Source organism: Nonomuraea sp. NPDC000554 (assembly GCF_040300065.1).
Taxonomy (GTDB): Bacteria; Actinomycetota; Actinomycetes; order Streptosporangiales; family Streptosporangiaceae; genus Nonomuraea.
Genome location: NZ_JBEPDC010000016.1, coordinates 177,561 through 197,861, shown reverse-complemented (window position 1 = coordinate 197,861; position 20,301 = coordinate 177,561). Strand labels below are relative to the sequence as shown.

The following is a 20,301-nucleotide window of genomic DNA, read 5'->3' as shown; positions in this document are numbered from 1 at the left end:
TGGAAGAAAAGTGAGGTGTTGGAGTGAAATTTCCGGACAAAAGGTGGTCGAATCTGTTATGAAAGGTCACGGTCCGCATTCGTACTAGAGAGGTCCACCGTGGCGCGCGACGAGAACGACAGGCCGTATGAGGATGCGCAGGGGAGGCCGTTAAACCCGGAGATGACCGGCGACGTGTTGTCGCCCCGTTGGAGTACGGACGACACCGATGAGCAGCCGGCCATCGTGGTGTCGGGCAACGAGACCTACATCCTGCCGCCCGACACGGGCGTCCCCGAGAAGTACGTCCCGCAGGAGGCGGGCGGCCCGCAGTACACCGAGGGCGAGGCGTACTCCGCGCGTGCCGGCAGCCCCGACCTTCTGGACGCCGACCCCTTGGACGCCGACAAGTCCCGCGCGGACGTCGGCGCCGTCCGCCCGGACGCTGACCTGTACCGCTCGGACGCCGACCCCTACCGCTCGGACGCCGACACCTTCCGGACCGACGGCGACCCCCTTCGCGCGGACGTCGACGGCTACCGCTCGGACTCCGGCGCCTTCCGCACTGACGGCGAGGCCTACCGTTCGGACTCCGGCGCCTTCCGCACCGACGGCGACGCCTACCGTTCGGACTCCTTCCACTCGGATGACGACTCCTTCCGCTCGGACTCCGGCGCCTTCCGGACCGACGGCGACGCCGCCCGCGACAACCGGTTCGCCGACAGCGACGACCCCGCCTACCTGCCGCTCGACAAGGGCTACGAGGCCCACGATGACGACCAGGACGCCCCCCGGCGCGGCTTCCTGGGCTCCGGCTGGTCCGACCCCGACGGCGACCGGGTCGAGCAGGGGGACAAGGAGGTCCGCCGCCGGACCAAGCTCCTCGTCGTGGCCGCCGCCGCGGTCGTGGTGCTGGGCGCGGGCGCGGGCTGGATACTGACCAGCACGTCCTCGGACGACCTGTGCTCGGGCGGCCACTGCGCCAGCGTCGGGCAGGTCGGCACGCCGGAGAAGTCCGCGACTCCGGAGGAGACCGAGCAGACCGAGGAGCCCCCGGCCGATCCCACGGAGTCGGACACGCCGGAGCCCGAGATCTCGCAGACCAAGGCGCCGGTCCCAACGGCGACCAGGGTCCGTCCGACCCGCGAGCCGTCCGCGCGCCCGACGCCCACCCGCACCAGCGTCACGTCGGCGAGGCCGACCCACCGGCCCACGTCCGAGGCGAAGACGTCGATCAAGGACAGTTCGGACGACACCACCGTGCGGCAGCAGCAGCGCGAGACCGAGCAGCCGAAGCCCGAGCAGCAGGAGACCACCCAGCCGCCGGCGACGCAGCAGCCGGCTCCGACCCCGACCCAGAGCCAGAAGGGTCTGTTTGATTACCTGTTCCCCTGGGCCTGAGACATGTAAGGATGCGGACCCAGGTGCCGGTCTGGCACACTGGGAAACCGCTTTCCAGGAGGTCTCGTGGTCACGCTTGAAGACGTCGCCAGGCAGGCGGGCGTCTCGCTCGCGACCGCCTCGCGCGTGCTCAACGGCAGCACCCGCCAGGTGGGCGCGGAGTTGCGGGCCCGTGTCGAACGGGCCGCCGACGAACTGGGCTACCGCGCCAACATCGCGGCCCAGACACTGGCCCGCGGGGCGAGCAACGTCATCGGCCTGGTCGTCCACGACCTGACCGACCCGTACTTCGCCGCGCTGGCCGACGGGACGATGCGCGCGGCCGCGGGCGAGGGCCTGCTCGTCATGGTGGGCACCACGCACCGCGACCCTGAGCAGGAGATCGCCTACGTGGCGACGCTGCACGCGCAGCGGGTGCGCGCCGTGCTGCTCGCGGGCTCGCGCGTCGCCGACCCCGAGGTCACCGGGCGGCTCCGCCAGGAGATCGCCCGCTACCTCGACAGCGGCGGCCGGGTCGCCTGCGTGGGACAGGACCTGCTCGGCGTCGACACGGTCGCGCCCGCCAACCGCGCGGGCGCGGCGGCGCTGGCCCGCGCGCTCGCCGAGCTCGGCCACACGCGCTTCGCCGTACTGGCCGGGCCGCCGCAGCTGATGACCGCCGCCGACCGGTGCGCCGGTTTCGTCGAGGCGCTGGACGAGCTGGGGCTGCCGGAGCCGCGCGTCGTCCACGGCGCGTTCGACCGCGACGGCGGCTACGCGGCGGCGAGCCAGACCGGCGACGCGACCTGCGTGTTCGCGGTCAACGACGTGATGGCGGTGGGCGCGCTCGCCGCGTACAGGGAGCGGGGCGTCCGGGTGCCGCAGGACGTCTCGGTGGCCGGGTTCGACGACATCGCCACGCTCCGCGACCAGGTGCCCGGTCTGACGACGGTGCGGCTGCCGCTGAAGGACATGGGCGCGCGGGCGCTGGAGCTGGCGCTGACGGCGGAGGAGGCGGCCGTGGTGGAACAGGTGACGGGCGAGGTGGTCCTGCGCGAGAGCGTGCGGGACGTGCGGGAGGCGCGATGAGGCTGGCGGTCAGCACGCTCGGGATGCCGGGCGAGGGGCTCGACAGGGCGATCGAGGTGGCCACCGTGAACGGGTGCCAGGGGCTGGAACTGCGCCTGCACCCCGACACCGGTGTGCACAGCGGGCTCACGGGAGAAGAGCGCCGGTCGGTGCGCGACCGCGTCGAACGGGCGGGCCTGGAGATATCGGCGCTCGCCGGATACGTCAGGGTGTGCGAGCCGGGGCCGGACGAGCCGGTCGTCCAGGCGCTGCTCGCCGACCTGACCCTCGCCGCCGACCTCGGGGCTCCGGGCGTGCGGGTGTTCCCGCGCGGCGAGGACCCAGCCGTCGGCGCGCGCCGGCTCAAGGCCGTCTCGGGGACGGCCCGCGAGCTGGGCGTGCGCGCGCTCGTCGAGACGCACGACCTCATGGCCACCGGCGCGGCCGTGGCCAGGCTGCTCGACGAGGCCGCCAGCCCCGACACCACCGGCGCGATCTGGGACCTGCTGCACCCGTGGCGCAACGGCGAGGCCCCCGCCGACACGCTCGCCGCGCTCGGCTCCCACCTCGCCTACGTCCAGGTCAAGGACGCGGTCTCGGCTGAGAACACGACGCCGGTGCCGATGTGGACAGGGTCGGTGCCTCTGGACGAAGCTGGGGACCTGCTGCACGGGGCGGGCTACGACGGGTGGGTGTCGCTGGAGTGGGAGCGCACCTGGTACCCCCAGGTCGCCCCGGTCGAGGAGATCCTTCCGGGGGCGTCCGCCTGGGTGCGGCGCTTCGCTCCCTAGTCCTGGAAGGAAGTCCCCGTGTTCAACCCCGTGCGTGACAAGGTGCTCGTCGTGGGCATGGACGGCCTGCGGTTCGACCGCGTCACCGCTGTGGCCCCGCCCGTCCTGGGCGGGCTGATGTCGTCCGGCGCGTACGGGACGAGCAGGCTGCCGTACGGCGAGGCCGCCGCGCCGCGTACCGAGTCTCCGGGGCAGGTCGTCCCGGAGGAGGGCGCGACGCCGGATGAGCGGCGGGAGGGCCTCCGGCTGATCAGGTCGCGCACCGACTCCGGGCCCGGATGGTCGTCGATCGCGACCGGGGTGTGGCCCGACAAGCACGGCGTGGTCGACAACGGCTTCGCCGGCCAGCGGTTCGCCGCGTATCCGGACTTCCTGACCCGCGCCAAGGCGACCCGGCCCGAGCTCGACACCGCCGCGTTCTTCTCCTGGGCCGCGCTCGACGAGCACGGCGCGTTCAGCGCCGCCATCGACACCCGCCTGGTGCTCGACGGGTACGCGCTCACCTTCGCGGGCGCCGACAAGCAGGTCGCCGACGCCGCCGAGCGCCACCTCGCGCAGGCCGATCCCGACCTCGTCTTCGTCTACCTGGGCGACACCGACGAGGTCGCGCACGAACTCGGCCCGCTCTGCCAGGAGTACGCCGACGCGCTGCACCTCCAGGACACCTACCTCGGCCGGCTGCTCGACGCCGTCCGCCGGCGCTCGTCCTTCGCCGGGGAGCGGTGGACGGTGCTGGTCACCACCGACCACGGGCACGTGGACGAGGGTGGGCACGGGGGCGTGTCCGACGAGGAGCGCACGGTCTTCGTGATCGCCGGCCGCCTGGGCGAGGACCTCGGCGGCGCCCCGCTCGGCGAGCCGAGGCTGGTGGACGTGGGGCCGACCGCCCTCGCCCAGTTCGGCATCGAGCCGGACCCGTCGTGGGGTCTCGACGGCGTCCCGCTCCGGTTCTGACACTCCCCGATCCCGACGTCTTCTTTGCAGACCAGTTCTGTGCTGGCGTCCTGCGGTCTGGGAGCGGCTCTGTGGATGTGTGCAGGTCCGGATGAATGTCGGCCTCCGGCCGCCATTCATCGCCTGTTGAATTTTTTTCCGGAAGGGGCGACACTCGTGGCGGGACGATGAACGCCGGGAGCGCACCTGATGAAGACGGCACTGTGGTTCACCGAGATCGACGCGGCCATGCTCGCCGAGGTCGGCGGCAAGGCGGCCAACCTGGGCGAGCTGACCAGGGCGCGGCTGCCCGTCCCGCCGGGCTGGGTGCTGACCACGGAGGCGTACCGCCAGGTCGCCGAGGCCGCGGCGCTGGACGAGGTGATCGCGGCCGGTCACGACCTGGCGGCGGCGGCCAGGGCACGACTGCTGGAGACCCCGGTGCCGCAGGCCGTGGCGGAGGCGATCCTGGAGGCGTACCGGGGGCTCGGCGACGGGCTCGGTGAGAGCGTGCCGGTGGCGGTCCGCTCGTCGGCGACGGCCGAGGACCTGCCCTTCGCCAGCTTCGCCGGTCAGCAGGACACCTACCTCAACGTGGTCGGCGAGCAGGCGCTGCTCGACGCGGTGCGCCGCTGCTGGGCCTCGCTGTGGACCGACCGCGCCGTCGCCTACCGCGACTCCAACGGCATCGACCACGCCTCGGTGCGGCTGGCGGTGGTGGTGCAGGTCATGGTGGACGCGCGGGTCGCCGGAGTGATGTTCACCGCCAACCCGGTGACGGGCAGGCGGCGCGAGTCGGTCATCGACGCCAACCCCGGGCTCGGCGAGGCCGTGGTCTCGGGCGCGGTCAACCCCGACCGTTTCGTCGTGGACTCGGCGACGGGCGACATCCTCGACCGTCACGCGGGCGACAAGCGCCTGACGATCCGCTCGCTGCCCGGCGGCGGCACCGAACGCGTCGAGGCCGCCCACGACGGCCTCTGCCTGACGGACGACCAGGTCCGGGCCCTGTCGGCGCTCGGCGTCCGCGTCGAGGAGCACTACGGCGCTCCGCAGGACACCGAGTGGGCGATCGACGAGGGCGGCACGCTCTGGCTCACCCAGGCCCGGCCGATCACCACCCTCTACCCGCTGCCCCAGACACGACGTGAGGGCCTGCGCGTCTACTTGTCGATCAACGTCGCCCAGGGCGTCATGGGGCCGTTCACCCCGATGGGCCTGTCGGCCTTCAAGCTGATCAGCGCGGGCGGCGCCGGCCTGTTCGGCTACGCCCCCCAGAACCCGCACGACGGCGCCCCCTTCCTCGCCGAGTCGGGCCGGCGGCTGTGGTTCGACATCACCACCGCGATACGCAGCCGCGCGGGCAGGGCCGTCCTCCCCAGGATGCTCACCCTCGGCGAGGCGCGCGCCGCGGCCGTGGTGGAGCGGCTCGTCCAGGACCCGAGGCTGTCGGTCGTCCACGCCTCGCGCCGCCCGTTCGCGCGCGGCCTGGCGCGCTTCGCCCGCCGCGTGCACGCGCCCGCCCGGGTCCTACAGGCGCTGACCAGGCCGGGCCGGGCGCTCGGTCACACCAGGCGGCTGGGCGCGGAGCTCGACAGGCGGCTGCGCGTCCCCGCCGGAGCCGGCCCGGACGAGCGCCTGGACCACGCGGAGCGCATGCTCAGGGGCACCTTCCCGGTGATCGTCTCGATCATGCCGATCGTGATCACCGGTTACGGGCTGTTCGCGCTGGCGTCCAGGCTGTCCGGCGTGCCGATCGGCGAGATGCAGGACGTGCTGCGCAGCGTCCCCAACAACCCGACCACCGAGATGGACCTGGAGCTGTGGGCCCTGGCCACCCGCGTCGAGCCCGAGCCCTTCCGCGAGCACCCGGTCGGCGAGCTGGTGCGCCTCTACCGCGACGGGCGGCTCCCGCCGAAGGCGCAGAAGGGCGTCGCGCGCTTCCTGGAGCGGTACGGGCACCGCGGCGTCGCCGAGATCGACCTGGGCGTGCCGCGCTGGTCCGACGAGCCCGCGCACATCTTCGGCGTCCTGGCCAACTACCTGCGCATGGAGGACGCGGGTGAGCTGGCCCCCGACGCCCTCTTCGCCAAAGGCGCGGCGGCGGCCGAGTCGGCGGCGGCGCGCGTCGTGGCCGCCGCCCGCCGCAGGGGGGCCGCGCGGGCCGCCGTGACCCGCTTCGCGCTCCGCCGCACCAGGGCGTACGCCGGGCTGCGCGAACTGCCCAAGTTCTACCTGGTGAAGACGCTCGCGGCGGTGCGCGAGAGCATGCTGGCCGTCGGCGCGCACCTGGCCGGGCTCGGCGTGCTCGACTCCGCCCAGGACGTCTTCTACCTGAACCTCATCGAGGCGCGGTCCGCCCTGGCGGGGGGTGACCTGCGCGACCTGGTGCGCGAGCGGCGGGCGGCCCACGAGCAGGAGGCGCGCCGCAGGCACGTCCCCAGGGTCATGCTCTCCGACGGCACCGAGCCGGAGGCGCTGGCAGTCACGGCAGCGGAGGAGGGCGCGCTGTCCGGCACCGCGGCCTCGGCGGGCACGGTGACGGGCCCGGCCAGGGTGGTGCTCGACCCGGTGGGGGCGCACCTGGAGCCGGGGGAGATCCTGGTCTGCCCGTCCACCGACCCCGGCTGGACGCCGCTGTTCCTCACGGCCGGTGGGCTGGTGATGGAGATGGGCGGCGCGATGTCGCACGGCGCGGTGGTGGCGCGCGAGTACGGCATCCCCGCCGTGGTCGGCGTGCCCGACGCCACCCACCGCATCAGCACGGGCCAGCGGATCACCGTGAACGGCGCGGCGGGCACCGTGACGATCACCGAAGAGCCACCGGCCACGACCTGACCGGCCACAGGCGGACCACGGCGAGTCGGCCCGCGGAGCCACCGGCGAACCGGGCCCAGCCCGTGGAGCCGACGGCTGCCCCTGGGGGAGACCGGGCCTCAGCCCGCCATGTCCACCTCGATGACCGTCGGGCCGTCGGTGTCGAGGGCGCGTTTGACGGCTCCGGGCAGGCCGGTCAGGTCGGTCAGGCGCTCGCCCCGGCCGCCGAACGCCCGGCCCAGGGCGGCGAAGTCGACGCCGTCGATGTCCACCGCCACCGGCGCGATGTCGCGGCCCTGCATCTCCTCGCGGATCTCCGCGTAGCCGTGGTTGTTCATCACGATGACCGGCAGGGACAGCCCCAGCTCGGCCGCCACCGCCAGCTCCTGGACGCTGAACAGGGTCCCGCCGTCGCCCGCCAGCGCGATCACCGTCCGGGACGGGCAGGCCAGCTTGGCCCCGATGGCCGCGGGGACGGCGTACCCGAGCGTGGCGTACCCGGTCGGGTAGACGAACCGCCGGGGGGCGTCCATCGGCCAGAACGGGACCGTCCCCATGTAGGACACCTGCGCGCTGTCGCCCGCCACGATCGTGTCAGCGGGCAGGCAGCCGCGCAGGACGTCCTGCACCGGCCGCCAGAGGGCGCCGAGCGACATCGCCGCCTCCTCCGCCGCCTCCCGCAGCCGGGCGGCGCGGCCCAGCCCGTCGGTGCCGGTGGAACCGGCCAGCATGTCGGCGAGCAGAGTGAGGACCGTCTCGGCGTCGCCGTGGACGGGGATGTCCGCAGGGACGTTCTTGTGCAGCTGCCGCAGGTCCACGTCCACCCGGATCACGGTGCCGTGCGGGCGGAGGCGCTCGCCCCACAGGTCCGAGTCGGCCAGTTCGCTGCCCGCGACCAGCAGCACGTCGGCCGCGTCGATCGCCTCCCGCACGGGAGTGAGGGCGACGCTCGCCCCGAGCGAGAGCGGGTGGCTCTCCGGGACGACGCCCTTGCCGCTGACGCTGGTGACCACGGGCGCGCCGAGCAGCTCCGCCAGCCGTGCGGCGGCGGCGCCCGCGTTCACGGCGCCGCCGCCGAGGACGATCAGCGGCGTGGTGGCGCCGCGCAGCGCCTCGGCGGCGGCCGACAGCACGCCGGCGGGGGGTCGCAGCGCGGCGGGCGTCAGCGGGCCGGGAGCCCGCCCGTCCCAGCCGGACTCCAGCACGTCCAGCGGCAGCTCCAGGTGCACCGGACGGGGACGCTCCACCCGCCAGCGGGCGAACGTCTCGTGGATGACGGCGACGGCCTGCGCGGCGGAGGACACGCGGACGCTGCGGTCGTAGAGGGCGTCCATGGCGGCCCGCTGGTCCTTGACCTCGTGCAGCCAGCCGATGTCGGCCCGCTCCTGCCCGAGCGGCGCGGCGGGGGAGATGACCAGCAGCGGGACCGAGTCGGCGTACGCGGTGGCGGCCGCGGTGGCGATGTTGGTCAGGCCTGGCCCGCTCGTGGTGACGCAGACGCCGGGACGCCCGCTCACCCTGGCGTAGGCGTCGGCCGCGTAGCCGCCGCCCTGCTCGTGCCTGGGGGCGATGTGACGGATGCCCGATCCCGTCAGGTGACGGTAGAGCTCCAGGTTGTGGGTGCCGGGGATGCCGAAGACGGTGTCGACGCCGTTGTCGCGCAGCGCGGATACCACGGCAGCCGCGCCGGTCAATGATGATTCGGTCGCCATAGTACGGCCGAGCTTACGTTTCGCCCGTTACCTTTGTCTACGTGGACTTGGATCGCACCGACCTGGAGATCGTCCGCCACTTGCAGGCGGACGGACGGCTGACCTTCGAGACGATCGCCCAGCGCGTGGGCCTCTCGCGCCCCGCGACCCGCACCCGGGCACAGCGCCTGCTGTCGTCGGGCGCGGTGCGGATCGTCGCGATCGTCCATCCGGCCGTCAAGGGCTTGACCGCCATCGCGCACGCGTCCGTCACCGTGGACGGCCCCGCCCGGCCGGTGGCGCAGGCCGTCGCCGAGCTGGCGGAGGCGCCGTTCGTCACGCTGACGGTCGGCGCGCACGCGCTCGTCGCGGAGGTCCGCGCGACGGACTTCGACGCGCTGGCCGCCTCGATCGAGCGGCTGCGCGGCCTGCCGGGGGTGCGCGGCGTCGACACGCTGGTCTACACCCGGGTGCTCAAGGACTCGACCGCCCTCACAGGCCCCCCGGCCGACCTGCAGCTGGACGAGCTCGACCACCGGATCCTGGAGGAGTTGCAGGCCGACGGCCGGATCCCGTTCGCCGAGCTGGGCGAGCGGGTGAGCCTGTCGCCGGGCGCGGCCAGGGTGCGGGCGCTGCGGCTGCTCGACGCGGGGGTGGCCAGGGTGGTGGCGCTGGTGCGCCCGGAGGTGCTGGGCATGGGGCAGTTGAGCGGGTTCGCGCTGAGCGTCGAAGGGGACGCGGCCGCGCTGGTGGAGCGGCTGTCGTCCTGGGGGCGCGTGTCGTACCTGGCGGCCTGCATGGGCCGTGCCGACCTGGTGGGAACGGTGGCGGCCGAGTCGCTGGCGGACGTGATCGCGGTACTGGAGGAACTGCGCGGGATGAAGGGCGTCCGCGCCCTGTCGTCGTGGGTCCACGCGGAACTCGTGAAGGAACGCTACTGACGATTCGTTTGTCATACGCTTACTTGACAAACGACTTATCTGTTACGCATGCTCTCCGCAATCGAATCGCATTCATGCTGATCGCGAAGGGGAGAGGTGCGCATGAAGACCCTGCTGGTCGCCGGAGCCACGGTGATCACGCCGGACGGGCCCGCGGAGGCGCTCGCCGTACGAGGCGAGCGCATCGAGCACGCGGGCACCGTGGCGGACTGCCGCGCCGTGCTCGGCCGGGTGGACGAGGAGGTCGCCCTCGACGGCGGCGTCGTCCACCCCGGATTCGTGGACGCGCACTGCCACCCCGTCATGTACGGCCAGGCCCTGGCCTGGGTCGACTGCCGGCCCGAGGTCGCCCCCGACATCGACAGCCTCGTCGCGCTGCTCGGCGAGGCGGCCAGGCGGCTGCCCCCCGGCACGCCGGTGCGCGGCTTCGGCTACGAGCACCGCCGCCTCGCCGAGCGGCGCCACCCGACCGCCCGCGACCTCGACCGCGTCGCCGACGACCGCGAGGTCTACCTGATGAACGCCTCCGGGCACGGCGGCGTCGTCAACACCCACGCGCTGCGGCAGTACGGCATCACCGCGGGCCTGCCCGACCCCGAGGGCGGCAGGATCGTCCGCTTCGAGAGCGGCGAACCCAACGGCGAACTGTGGGACGCCGCCTGCGACCTGCTCACCGGCCCCGACGGCGTCAAGATCAGCAACCATGGCCCCAACTTCCACCTGGACGAGCCCGCCGACGTCATGACCGGCCACGTCCGCCGGGCCCAGGAGATGTTCCTCGCGGCGGGCGTGACCAGCATCGGCGACGCCCAGGTGTCGCGCCGCGAGCTGGAGACCTACCTGCGGGCGCGCGACAACGGCACGCTCAGGCTGCGGGTCTCGGCCTACCTCACCTCCGCGCTGCTCGACACCGCCGCCGACCTCGGCCTGGCCGGAGAGCTCGGCGACGACCGGCTGCGCGTCGCGGGCGTCAAGTTCTACGCCGACGGCACGCTCGGCGGTTGGACCGCCTACTTCCCCGACGGCTACGCCTCCGACTGCTGCCACCACGGCCAGCTCTACCACGCGCCCGAGGAGTACATCGACCTCCTCGGCCGAGCCCACCGCCTCGGCCTGCAGACCGCCACCCACGCCCAGTCGCCGTACGCGATCGGCATGGTCCTCGACGCCGTCGAGAAGGCGGGACCCCCGTCCGGCAGGCGGCACCGGATCGAGCACTGCGGCCTGCCCACCGACGAGCAGATCACCCGGATGGCCGGGCTCGGCGTGATCCCCGTCATGCAGCCCCAGCACCATTTGCGCACCGGCGACGGCACCATCACCGCCGTCGGCGAGCTCGGCCACCGCTACAACCCCGCCGGGCTGTGCGCCCGCGCCGGAGTGCCGGTGGTCTTCAGCTCCGACGCGCCCGTCGCCGAGCCGAACCCGCTGGAGGCGGTCGCCGCGGCCGCCACCCGCACGACCGTCCTCGGCACCGTCCTCGGCGACGAGTCGCTGCGGCTGCCCGTCGCCGACGGGCTGCGCGCCCACACGACCGCGGCGGCCGGCGCGCTGCGCCGCGAGCACGCCGTCGGCTCGCTGGAGCCCGGCAAGCTCGCCGACTTCACCGTCCTGGACCGCGCCCCGAGCACGGCCTCGCCCGCCGAGCTGGCCTCGATCCGCGTCAAGCAGACCTGGATCGGCGCCCGGCCGGCCTGGACCGCCTGACCCCTTCGTTCCCCGGAAGGACCCCCCGATGTCCAACAAGAGCAGGTCGGCGCTGGCCGCGCTGGTCGGCACCTCGATCGAGTGGTACGACTTCTACGCCTTCGCCACCGCCGCCGCCATCGTCTTCAACCAGGTCTTCTTCCCGTCCGACCTGTCGCCGTTCGTCAAGTCGGTCGCCTCGTTCGGCACGTTCGCGGTCGGCTTCCTGCTCAGACCCATCGGCGGGATCATCTTCGGCCACATCGGCGACCGGATCGGCCGCAAGAACACCCTGGTCACCACGCTGCTGATGATGGGCGTCGCGTCGTTCGCGATCGGCCTGCTGCCCACCTACGCGCAGATCGGGGCCTGGGCGCCGCTGCTGCTCGTGCTGCTGCGCCTGGTGCAGGGCATCGCGCTCGGCGGCGAGTGGGGCGGCGCCGTGCTCGTCGCCGTGGAGAACGCCCCTGAGGGGCGCCGCGCCTTCTTCGGCTCGTTCGCCCAGCTCGGCTCGTCGGTTGGGGCGCTGCTGTCCACGGGGGCGTTCAGCGTGATGACGTCCTTCGGCGACGAGGCGTTCGCGTCGTGGGGCTGGCGGGTGCCGTTCCTGCTGTCGGCGGTGCTCGTCGTCATCGGCCTGGTGATCAGGCTGAAGCTGGAGGAGTCACCGGCGATGCGGCAGGTGCGTGCCGAGCGTGCCGTCTCCGACCAGCCGCCCGTGCGCGAGGTGCTGCGCGACTCCTGGCGCACCGTGCTGCTCGGCGTGTTCGCGCTGGCCACCGCCACCGGCGGGTACTACATCACGACCACGTTCCTGCTGACCTACGGGACCGGCCAGCACCACCTGTCGGAGTCGATGCTGCTCAACGGCCTGTCGCTGGCCGCCCTGGTGGAACTGCTGGCCACGCCCGTGCTGTCGTTCTACGCCGACAAGGTCGGGCCGCGCCGCATGGTCATCGCCGGGCTCGTCGGGGTGATCGTCCTGTCGGTGCCGCAGTTCCTCGTCCTCGGGACGGGCAGCGTCGCGCTCATCTACCTCGCTCTGCTGGTCATGCGGTTCGCGATGTCCGCCCTGTACGGGCCCATCGCGTCCGTGCTCGCCGAGGGCTTCACCGCCCGGGTGCGCTACACCGGCATCTCGCTGTCGTACCAGCTCTGCACGATGATCTTCGGTGGTCTCTCGCCGATCGCCGCCGCCGCCCTCGCGGCGTGGGCGGGCGGCGGCTTCTGGCCGGTGGCCGCGCTGCTGATGGCGATCTCGGCGATCGGCGTCGTCTGCACGGCCCGGCTGCGGCCTCACGAGGAGCCGGTCACGACCCCGGCGTAGCGGGCCTTCATGGTGGCGACCACCTCGTCGGGGTCGGCGGCCCAGATGTCGGCGTTGAAGATCTCCACCTCGATGTCGCCGTCGTATCCGGCCTCGGCGACGGCCCGGGTGATCGGCCCGAAGTCGATCACCCCGTCGCCCATCATGCCCCGGCCGAGCAGCACGTCCGCCGGTAGCGGGTGCAGGTAGTCGCACACCTGGTAGGACGCGATCCGGCGGCCGGCCCTGGCGATGTCGTCGAACAGCCGCGGATCCCACCACACGTGGAAGGTGTCGACCACCACCCCGACCTGCTCCTCCGGGTACGGCAGACAGAGATCGAGGGCCTGCCCGAGCGTGGACAGCACCGCCCGGTCCGGACAGTAGACGGGGTGCAGCGGCTCCAGCGCCAGCCGCACACCCCGCTCACCGGCGTACGGCGCGAGCACGCTCACGGCCTCGGCCACCCGCTCCCGCGCCCCCGCGAGGTCGCGTGAGGACCCTGCGGTGAGCCCTTCGCCCGGCCGCACGCCCGGCAGGCCGCCGACCACCATGACCAGGCAGGCGGCGCCCAGCTCGGCCGCCTCGTCGACGGCGCGCCGGTTGTCGTCGAGCGCGGCCGGCTCGCCCGAGGTCAGGAAGCCGCCCCTGCACAGGGACGACACCCGCAGCCCCGCGTCGCGCACCAGCTTGACGCTCCGCGCGAGCCCCTGCTCCGCGACCTTCTCCCGCCACAGGCCGATGGCCTCCAGGCCGTGCCTGGCGCACCCGTCGACGGCCTCCGCCAGCGACCAGCGCCTGGTCGTCCACTGGTTCAGCGAGAGACTCAAAGCCCGTTCACCGCCAGCAGCGACGTCATCCGGCGCACGGCCAGTTCCTGGTCGGCCAGCAGTCCCGCCTGGTCGGCCAGCCTGAACACCTCGGCCAGGTGCCGCAGCGAGCGGGCCGACTGGGCGCCGTTCACCATGGCGAAGGCGTCCTGGTGGCCGTTGAGCCAGGCCAGGAAGACGATGCCGGTCTTGTAGTGGAAGGTGGGCGTCTCGAAGATCTTCCGGGACAGCGGGACGGTCGGGGAGAAGATCTCATCGTAAAGTGCGAAATTTCGGGCGGCTTCGGCCGGGTCCTCCGCCTGCTCCGCCGCGTCCAGGGCCTGCAGGGCCGCCGCGGCCGCCGGGGCGATCGCGTCGAAGATGCCGAGCAGCGCGTGCGAGCCCGACCTGATCAGCGACGGGTAGTTGAAGTCGTCGCCGGTGTAGAGCCTGACGCCCTCGGGCAGCGCGGCACGCAGCCGCACCTCGTGCTCCTCGTCCAGGAGCGACACCTTCACCCCGTCCACCATCGCGGCGTGGGCGTGGATCAGCTCCAGGAACGACTCGGTGGCGGTCGTCACGTCCGGCGAGCCCCAGTATCCGGCGAGCTGCGGGTCGAACATCTCACCCAGCCAGTGCAGGATCACCGGCCGCTGGGCCAGCCCGAACAGCTTGCCGTACACCTGCTGGTAGTCCTGGGGCCCGCTCGCCACCCGCGCGAGCTGCCGCGACGCCATGATGATCACCCCGGCGCCCGCCGACTGGACGGTCTCCAGCTGCTCGGCGTAGGCGGCCGTGATCGTGTGCAGGTCGGCCGCGTCAGGCGCGTGGTCGGTGCCCGCGCCGCAGGCCACCAGGGTCGCGGGGTCGCCGAAGGAGCGTGCCTCGGCGGCGCTCTGCCGGATCAGCTCGCGGGTGGCCGCCCAGTCCAGGCCCATGTTGCGCTGCGCGGTGTCCATCGCGTCGGCGACGCGCAGGCCGTGCGACCACAGATGGCGGCGGAAGCGCAGCGTGGCGTCCCAGTCGAGGGCGGCGGGGGAGCCGGGCGTGTTGTCGGCGAGCGGGTCGGCCACCACGTGCGCGGCGGCGTAGACGACCCGGCTCGCGGCAGGACGCTCCACGACCGGCCAGGTCACCGGCTCGCGCAGGGTGTACGCGCCGCCGGGCAGGTCGATCATCACAGCTGCGGCACCTCGATCCGGCGCCCCTCGGCGGACGAGCGCAGCCCCAGCTCGGCGAGCTGAACTCCGCGCGCGCCCGAGGCGAAGTCGTTGGGGAAGGGCGCGTCCTCCAGCACGTGCCGGATGAACCGCTCCCACTGGATCTTGAATCCGTTGTCGAAGTCGGCGTTGTCGGGAACCTCCTGCCAGCCGTCACGGAAGCGGGCGGTCGCCGGCAGGTCGGGGTTCCAGACCGGCTTGGGCGTGGTGGCGCGGTGCTGGACACGGCAGTTGCGCAGGCCCGCCACGGCGCTGCCCTCGGTGCCGTCCACCTGGAACTCCACCAGCTCGTCGCGGTTGACGCGGACCGTCCAGGAGGAGTTGATCTGCGCGACGATCCCGCCCGCCAGCTCGAAGATCCCGTAGGCGGCGTCGTCGGCGGTGGCCTGGTAGCGCCTGCCCTGCTCGTCGACCCGCTCGGGGACGTGTGTCACGGCCTTGGCGTACACCGACTCGACCCGTCCGAACAGGTTCTCCATCACGTAGTGCCAGTGCGGGAACATGTCGAGCACGATGCCGCCGCCGTCCTCGGCCCGGTAGTTCCACGAGGGGCGCTGCGCCTCCTGCCAGTCGCCCTCGAACACCCAGTACCCGAACTCGCCGCGCACCGACAGGATCTGGCCGAAGAAGCCGCTGTCGATCAGCCGCTTCAGCTTGAGGAGGCCGGGCAGGAACAGCTTGTCCTGGACCACGCCGTTCTTGACGCCCTTGGCCGCCGCCGCCTCGGCCAGCGCGACCGCCTCCTGGACCGACTCGGCCGTCGGCTTCTCGGCGTAGATGTGCTTGCCCGCGTCGATCGCCTTGAGCACGGACTTCACCCGGGCGGAGGTCACCTGGGCGTCGAAGTAGATCAGGTTGGCCTCGTCGGCGAGGGCGGCGTCGAGCTCGGTGGTGTGGTCGGCGATGCCGTGCGTGGCGGCGATGGCGGCGAGCTTGTCGGCGCTCCTGCCCACCAGGACCGGCCGCAGGGTGACGCGGGTGCCGTCGGAGAGCGTGACGCCGCCCTGCTCGTTGATCGCCAGGACGGACCGGACCAGGTGCTGGCGGTAGCCCATCCGTCCGGTGACGCCGTTCATGACGACGCCGATGGTGCGCACGCTCATGGGAATCCTTTCGGGGAAAGCGCTTTCCCGAACGGTACGGCTGAGCCGCCGGAGGCGTCAAGTGCCTGCCGTACCTAGAGCTGGTCCTTGGTCTCCAGCCTGGCCAGCGCCGTGGTGAGGGGGCGGACGGTCAGCGAGAGCTGCCATTCGCGCGCGCCCAGCTTGCGCAGCCGGTCGGTCACCCGCTCGTCGGTGATCTCCTCCGGCGGCTCCCAGGTGAGCCTGCGCACCGCGTCGGGCTGCAGCAGGTTCTCCGTGGGCATCCGGTGCTCCTCGGCCAGCGCGGCCACGACCGCGCGGGCGGCGGCCAGCCGCTTGGCGGCCGCCGGATCGCGGTCGGCCCAGCGGTTGGCCGGAGGCGGCCCGTCGCCGGGCGTGCTGGGCTGCGGCAGCTCCGTGTCGGACAGCCCGCGCGCCCTGGCCACCGCGGCCAGCCACTCGCCCATGTGCCTGCGCGCGCTGCGCCCGGTGAACGCGGTGATCTCGGTGAGCGCCTTCTTGGTGCGCGGCACCTCCAGCGCGGCGGCGACGATCGCCGAGTCGGGCAGCACCCGGCCGGGCGCGAGGTCGCTCTCGCGGGCGATGCGGTCGCGCATCGTCCACAGCTCGCGGACGATCGCCAGCGCCCGCACGTTGCGTACCTTGTGGATGCCGGACGTGCGCCGCCACGGATCGGACCTCGGCATCGCGGGCGGTGTGTTCAGCACGGCCGCGAACTCCTCCAGCGCCCAGCCCAGCTTGCCGCTCTCGGCCAGCTCCGCGTGGAGCACGTCGCGCAGCTCGACCAGCACCTCCACGTCGAGCGCCGCGTAGCGCAGCCAGTCTTCGGGCAGCGGCCTGGTGGACCAGTCGGCGGCCGAGTGCCCCTTCTCCAGCCGGAGCCCGAGCACGGTCTCGACCATCGTGCCGAGCCCCACCCGCTCGTAGCCGAGCAGCCTGCCGGCCAGCTCGGTGTCGAACAGGGCCCGCGGCCTGAACCCGAGCTCGAGCAGGCACGGCAGATCCTGGGACGCGGCGTGCAGGACGATCTCGGCCTCGGCCACGGCCGCGTCGAGCGCGGACAGGTCGGGGCAGGCGATCGGGTCGATCAGCGCGCTGCCCGCGCCCGCGCGGCGCAGCTGCACCAGATAGGCGCGGTTGCCGTAGCGATAGCCCGAGGCCCGCTCGGCGTCGACGGCCACGGGCCCCGAGCCCGCGGCGAACGCCTCGACGGCGGCCGCCAGCGCCCGGGCGTCGGCGATGACGGGTGGGATGCCCTCGCGCGGCTCGAGCAGCGGGACGACGGTTCGTTCTTCTGTCATGAGTTCACCGCCCTCATGACCTGAGTGCTGTTCTGACGGGTGCCCTCACTTGGTTCGGTCACTCTCCGGATCTTCACGTCGGCGTGGCATCGCGGCCACGTCGGGCGGGAGCGGGGGAATCCCCGCCGCCAGGCACATGAGATCGCACCAGGCGGCGACGTGGCCGGAGAGGTCCTCCTGGGTCGGCGACCAGGACGCGCGCAGCTCCAGTTCGGTGGTGACCGGGTCATCGGCCTTGTTGCCGAACCCCTCGGACACGGCTCTAGTCACGGTACCGCCGGCGGCGGAGTAGTCGGCCTGATGGGCGTCGAGCGCCTCGGTCAGCCAGCTCCACGCGACGGGCCCGAGCAGCGGGTCGGAGGTGATCTCCGGCTCCATGTCGGCCCTGACGTAGGCCACCAGCCGGAACGGACCCTCCCAGCCGCGCTGGCCGTCGGGGTCGTAGAGGAGGATCAGCCTGCCGACGGCGAGTTCGTCGTCGTCGCGGTAGACCGACGCGCCGATGGCGGCCGAGTAGGGGGCCAGCCGCTGCGGCGCTGGGAGGTCCTCGAGCTCGATCTCCGGCCTGACCTCGGCCAGTCGCAGGCTCTCGGCCGCACGTCTGAACGCGGCGGGCGCCGGTGGCTGGTCACCGAGTGTCATAGCCGAAGCGTAGGTCGAAGTAGGACGGAAGGGGACCACGGGGGTGCTCATCGTTCGTGATCAAGCCGCTGCCATAACCAGCGGAGCGACCGGGCGAGTGGACGGGACGAGACCGAAAAGGAGGGCGTGACCGCAGTCGGGACAGGCCCGCTCGGGGGATGCTCCCGGTCGGTACCCGTCGAAGCACTGCTCGAACAGCCGCTCACCAGCGCAGGAAGCGCAGTGGTGACTGCGGCGCTCAGGGGAACTCCACAACGCGGTCATCGCACCGAGGCCTTTCTTCGGGTCGTGGCTTCGACGTTGGCACGAGCGGCTGACATTTCCGCGCAACGCGCTCGGCGTGTCCCGAAAGTGGATGCTGAATCGATGCCGCGCGGTGGCTTGGCGAACATTTGGTCCAGTCGAGACCGGCTTTCTGGTCGTCCATGGGGTGTGTTCGACCCGTGTGCGCCGCCGATGCCGAGCCGACCGGTAAACATCCATCGGACTATCTGATCATGATTTGGAGCGTCCAATGCATATTTTTCCGACACCTCGCACCGGTGCCGGGGCCGGTGGCCGGTCATGGGACCCTTGGAAGGTGAATCTCGCCGAGTCAGCGTTCCTTCGCGCGTGCCACCGCCGGCCCGTCCCCCACACCCCCGTGTGGTTCATGCGGCAGGCCGGGCGGTCGCTGCCCGAATACCTCAAGGTGCGCGAAGGCGTGCCGATGCTCACCGCGTGCGCGACGCCCGACCTGATCGTCGAGATCACCATGCAGCCGGTGCGCCGCTACGGCGTCGACGCCGCCATCTTCTTCAGCGACATCGTGGTGCCGCTCAAGGCCATCGGCGTCGACCTCGACATCAAGCCGGGCGTCGGCCCGGTCGTCGCCGACCCGATCCGCGACTCCAAGGGCCTCGACGTGCTGCGCCCGCTCGAGCCCGGCGACGTGCCGTACGTCACCGAGGCCATCGAGGCGCTGGTCGGCGAGCTCGGCGGCACCCCGCTGATCGGCTTCGCGGGCGCGCCGTTCACGCTCGGCTCGTACCTGATCGAGGGCGGGCCGTCCAAGAACCACGACCGCACCAAGGCCATGATGTACGGCGAGCCGCAGCTGTGGCACGCCCTCATGGAGCGGCTGTCGGGCATCGTGCTGGAACACCTGCGCCTCCAGATCAGGGCGGGCGCCTCGGCCGTCCAGCTCTTCGACTCCTGGGTGGGCGCGGTCGCACCCGACGACTACCGCGAGTTCGTCCTGCCGCACACCCGGCGGATCTTCGACGGGCTGGCCGACCTCGACGTGCCGCGCATCCACTTCGGCGTCGGCACCGGCGAGCTGCTCGGCGTCCTCGGCGAGGCGGGAGCCGACGTGGTCGGCGTCGACTGGCGGGTGCCGCTCGACGAGGCCGCCCGGCGGGTCGGCCCCGGCAAGGCGCTGCAGGGCAACCTCGACCCGGCCATCCTGCTCGCCCCGTGGGAGGTCGTCGAGCGCAGGGCCCGCGACGTGCTGCGCAGGGGGCGGGCCGCCGAGGGGTACGTGTTCAACCTCGGGCACGGCGTGCTGCCCTCGACCGACCCCGACCAGCTCAAGCGGCTCACCGACCTGGTTCACGAGGCCTGAGGCCCCACCGGCTCCACCCGCTCCACGGCGGCCGGCCTGCGCGCCCTGCTCCGCCGTACCAGGAAGACGGCGAGCAGGACCACGGGCACGGCCGCCACCAGCCACGGCAGCAGCACGCCGAGCACGGTGAGCACCACCTTCGTGAACGACACCAGCGCCTTCCAGCCCGACGCCAGGCCGCCGAGGAAGCCCGCCGGCTCCTCCGAGGGCGTCTCGACGACCGCGACGGGGCCGACCACCGTCAACGTCAGCGTGGCCATGCCGGTCTGCGCCCTGAGCTCCTTCTGCTGGGCCTGCAGCGACTCCAGGTCGGCCTCGCGGCCGGCGATCTCCCGCTCGACCTGCAGCACCTGGCCGATCGTGTCGGCCTTCTTCATCAGCGTGCGCAGCGAGTCGAGCGCCTGCTGGGCCGACTTGAGCCGGCTCTCGACGTCGGCCACCTGCATGGTGACGTCCTGGGTGCCCTGGCTGACCGACAGCCGCTTGCCCAGGTCCTTGCCGAGACTGGCGAGCACGTCCGGGTAGCGGGCGGGCGGGATCTTGAACTCCAGTGTGGCGGACGCCTCGCTGTCCTCGGCCGAGCTGGACTTCTCGCTCGACAGGTAGCCGCCGGCCGCGGTCACGATCTGCTTGGCCCGCTCCGTGGCCGGCACGACCTCCTTGGCCCGCACCGTCATGCTCGCCACGTAGATGACCTGCCGGTCCTGCTGCGTCACCTTGACGTCCGAGGTGATGTTCTTGCCGGACTCGGGCACCGGCGCCTTCGCCTGCCTCTCCACCGACTGGTCGCGGGCCACCGCGGACTCGGGCGCCACCGCGGGCGCGCCCGCCGAGGACGACTGGACCTTGGCGCCTCCTCCGCAGCCGGACGCGAACAGGAGCGTGCACGCCGCCGAGACGGCGACGCCGTACGTCAATCTGCTCATGCCCCTACGACGGATCCAGGATCGCCCTGGTTTGATGGCAGGCATCACGGTAAGGTCACATGCCCCGAACAGGTCATCACGGCCCTCAGGCGGTACCGTCAGGAG

Annotated in this window: 16 protein-coding genes; 9 read left to right on the top strand and 7 right to left on the bottom strand. The window is 72.7% G+C overall.

From position 1 onward, the window contains the following. Positions 1 to 174: 174 nt before the first annotated feature. The 5 genes from ABT294_RS28775 (at position 175) to ABT294_RS28755 (ending at position 6,989) form a co-directional block, all read left to right on the top strand. Positions 175 to 1,380: a hypothetical protein gene (locus ABT294_RS28775; RefSeq protein WP_350809406.1), complete on the top strand. Its 1,206-nt coding sequence runs from the start codon at positions 175 to 177 to the stop codon at positions 1,378 to 1,380. A 66-nt stretch (positions 1,381 to 1,446) separates the two neighbouring features. Beyond that, positions 1,447 to 2,448, top strand: coding sequence for a LacI family DNA-binding transcriptional regulator (locus tag ABT294_RS28770; RefSeq protein ID WP_350809405.1), 1,002 nt, complete (start codon positions 1,447 to 1,449; stop codon positions 2,446 to 2,448). Beyond that, positions 2,445 to 3,218 carry a sugar phosphate isomerase/epimerase family protein gene (locus tag ABT294_RS28765; RefSeq protein WP_350809404.1) on the top strand — a complete coding sequence of 258 codons (774 nt, stop codon included), beginning with the start codon at positions 2,445 to 2,447 and terminating at the stop codon, positions 3,216 to 3,218. The genes ABT294_RS28770 and ABT294_RS28765 overlap by 4 nt, the downstream gene beginning before the upstream one ends. Before the next feature lie 18 nt (positions 3,219 to 3,236). Next, entirely contained in the window at positions 3,237 to 4,172 is a 936-nt protein-coding gene (locus ABT294_RS28760; protein ID WP_350809403.1) for an alkaline phosphatase family protein, read from the top strand. A gap of 189 nt (positions 4,173 to 4,361) precedes the next feature. Then, positions 4,362 to 6,989, top strand: coding sequence for a PEP/pyruvate-binding domain-containing protein (locus tag ABT294_RS28755; protein WP_350809402.1), 2,628 nt, complete (start codon positions 4,362 to 4,364; stop codon positions 6,987 to 6,989). A 98-nt stretch (positions 6,990 to 7,087) separates the two neighbouring features. Here the strand turns inward: ABT294_RS28755 and ABT294_RS28750 are convergent, their stop codons facing one another. Next, the gene (locus ABT294_RS28750) at positions 7,088 to 8,680 is read right to left on the bottom strand and encodes a 5-guanidino-2-oxopentanoate decarboxylase (protein ID WP_350809401.1); all 1,593 of its coding nucleotides are present in this window, start codon (positions 8,678 to 8,680) and stop codon (positions 7,088 to 7,090) included. Positions 8,681 to 8,721: 41 nt separating this feature from the next. On the opposite strand from ABT294_RS28750, the gene ABT294_RS28745 reads away from it, so the two are divergent. From ABT294_RS28745 to ABT294_RS28735, 3 genes are all read left to right on the top strand, one after another. Then, entirely contained in the window at positions 8,722 to 9,600 is an 879-nt protein-coding gene (locus ABT294_RS28745; RefSeq protein ID WP_350809400.1) for an Lrp/AsnC family transcriptional regulator, read from the top strand. Positions 9,601 to 9,702: 102 nt separating this feature from the next. Next, positions 9,703 to 11,307, top strand: coding sequence for an amidohydrolase (locus tag ABT294_RS28740; RefSeq protein ID WP_350809399.1), 1,605 nt, complete (start codon positions 9,703 to 9,705; stop codon positions 11,305 to 11,307). 28 nt (positions 11,308 to 11,335) lie between these two features. Next, the gene (locus ABT294_RS28735) at positions 11,336 to 12,613 is read left to right on the top strand and encodes an MFS transporter (RefSeq protein ID WP_350809398.1); all 1,278 of its coding nucleotides are present in this window, start codon (positions 11,336 to 11,338) and stop codon (positions 12,611 to 12,613) included. On the opposite strand, the gene ABT294_RS28730 is transcribed toward ABT294_RS28735, so the two are convergent. The 5 genes from ABT294_RS28730 to ABT294_RS28710 form a co-directional block, all read right to left on the bottom strand. After that, positions 12,583 to 13,422: a sugar phosphate isomerase/epimerase family protein gene (locus tag ABT294_RS28730; RefSeq protein WP_350809397.1), complete on the bottom strand. Its 840-nt coding sequence runs from the start codon at positions 13,420 to 13,422 to the stop codon at positions 12,583 to 12,585. The genes ABT294_RS28735 and ABT294_RS28730 overlap by 31 nt on opposite strands. Continuing rightward, positions 13,419 to 14,582 (bottom strand): dihydrodipicolinate synthase family protein, encoded by a 1,164-nt coding sequence (locus tag ABT294_RS28725; RefSeq protein WP_350809396.1) that lies wholly within the window; start codon positions 14,580 to 14,582, stop codon positions 13,419 to 13,421. The genes ABT294_RS28730 and ABT294_RS28725 overlap by 4 nt, the downstream gene beginning before the upstream one ends. Continuing rightward, a complete protein-coding gene (locus tag ABT294_RS28720; protein WP_350809395.1) occupies positions 14,579 to 15,724 on the bottom strand; it encodes a Gfo/Idh/MocA family protein in 1,146 nt (381 codons plus the stop codon). Before ABT294_RS28720 ends, ABT294_RS28725 begins: the two co-directional genes overlap by 4 nt. Before the next feature lie 74 nt (positions 15,725 to 15,798). Next, the gene (locus ABT294_RS28715; RefSeq protein WP_350809394.1) at positions 15,799 to 17,025 is read right to left on the bottom strand and encodes an HRDC domain-containing protein; all 1,227 of its coding nucleotides are present in this window, start codon (positions 17,023 to 17,025) and stop codon (positions 15,799 to 15,801) included. Positions 17,026 to 17,070: 45 nt separating this feature from the next. After that, the gene (locus tag ABT294_RS28710) at positions 17,071 to 17,667 is read right to left on the bottom strand and encodes a DUF3000 domain-containing protein (protein WP_350809393.1); all 597 of its coding nucleotides are present in this window, start codon (positions 17,665 to 17,667) and stop codon (positions 17,071 to 17,073) included. A 643-nt stretch (positions 17,668 to 18,310) separates the two neighbouring features. Between ABT294_RS28710 and hemE the strand changes: the two genes are divergently transcribed. Further along, on the top strand, positions 18,311 to 19,270 hold the full coding sequence (gene hemE, locus ABT294_RS28705; protein WP_350809456.1) for a uroporphyrinogen decarboxylase: 960 nt from the start codon (positions 18,311 to 18,313) through the stop codon (positions 19,268 to 19,270). Here the strand turns inward: hemE and ABT294_RS28700 are convergent. Next, a complete protein-coding gene (locus ABT294_RS28700; RefSeq protein WP_350809392.1) occupies positions 19,258 to 20,196 on the bottom strand; it encodes a DUF4349 domain-containing protein in 939 nt (312 codons plus the stop codon). The two genes, hemE and ABT294_RS28700, sit on opposite strands and share 13 nt — an antisense overlap. Positions 20,197 to 20,301 lie beyond the last annotated feature (105 nt).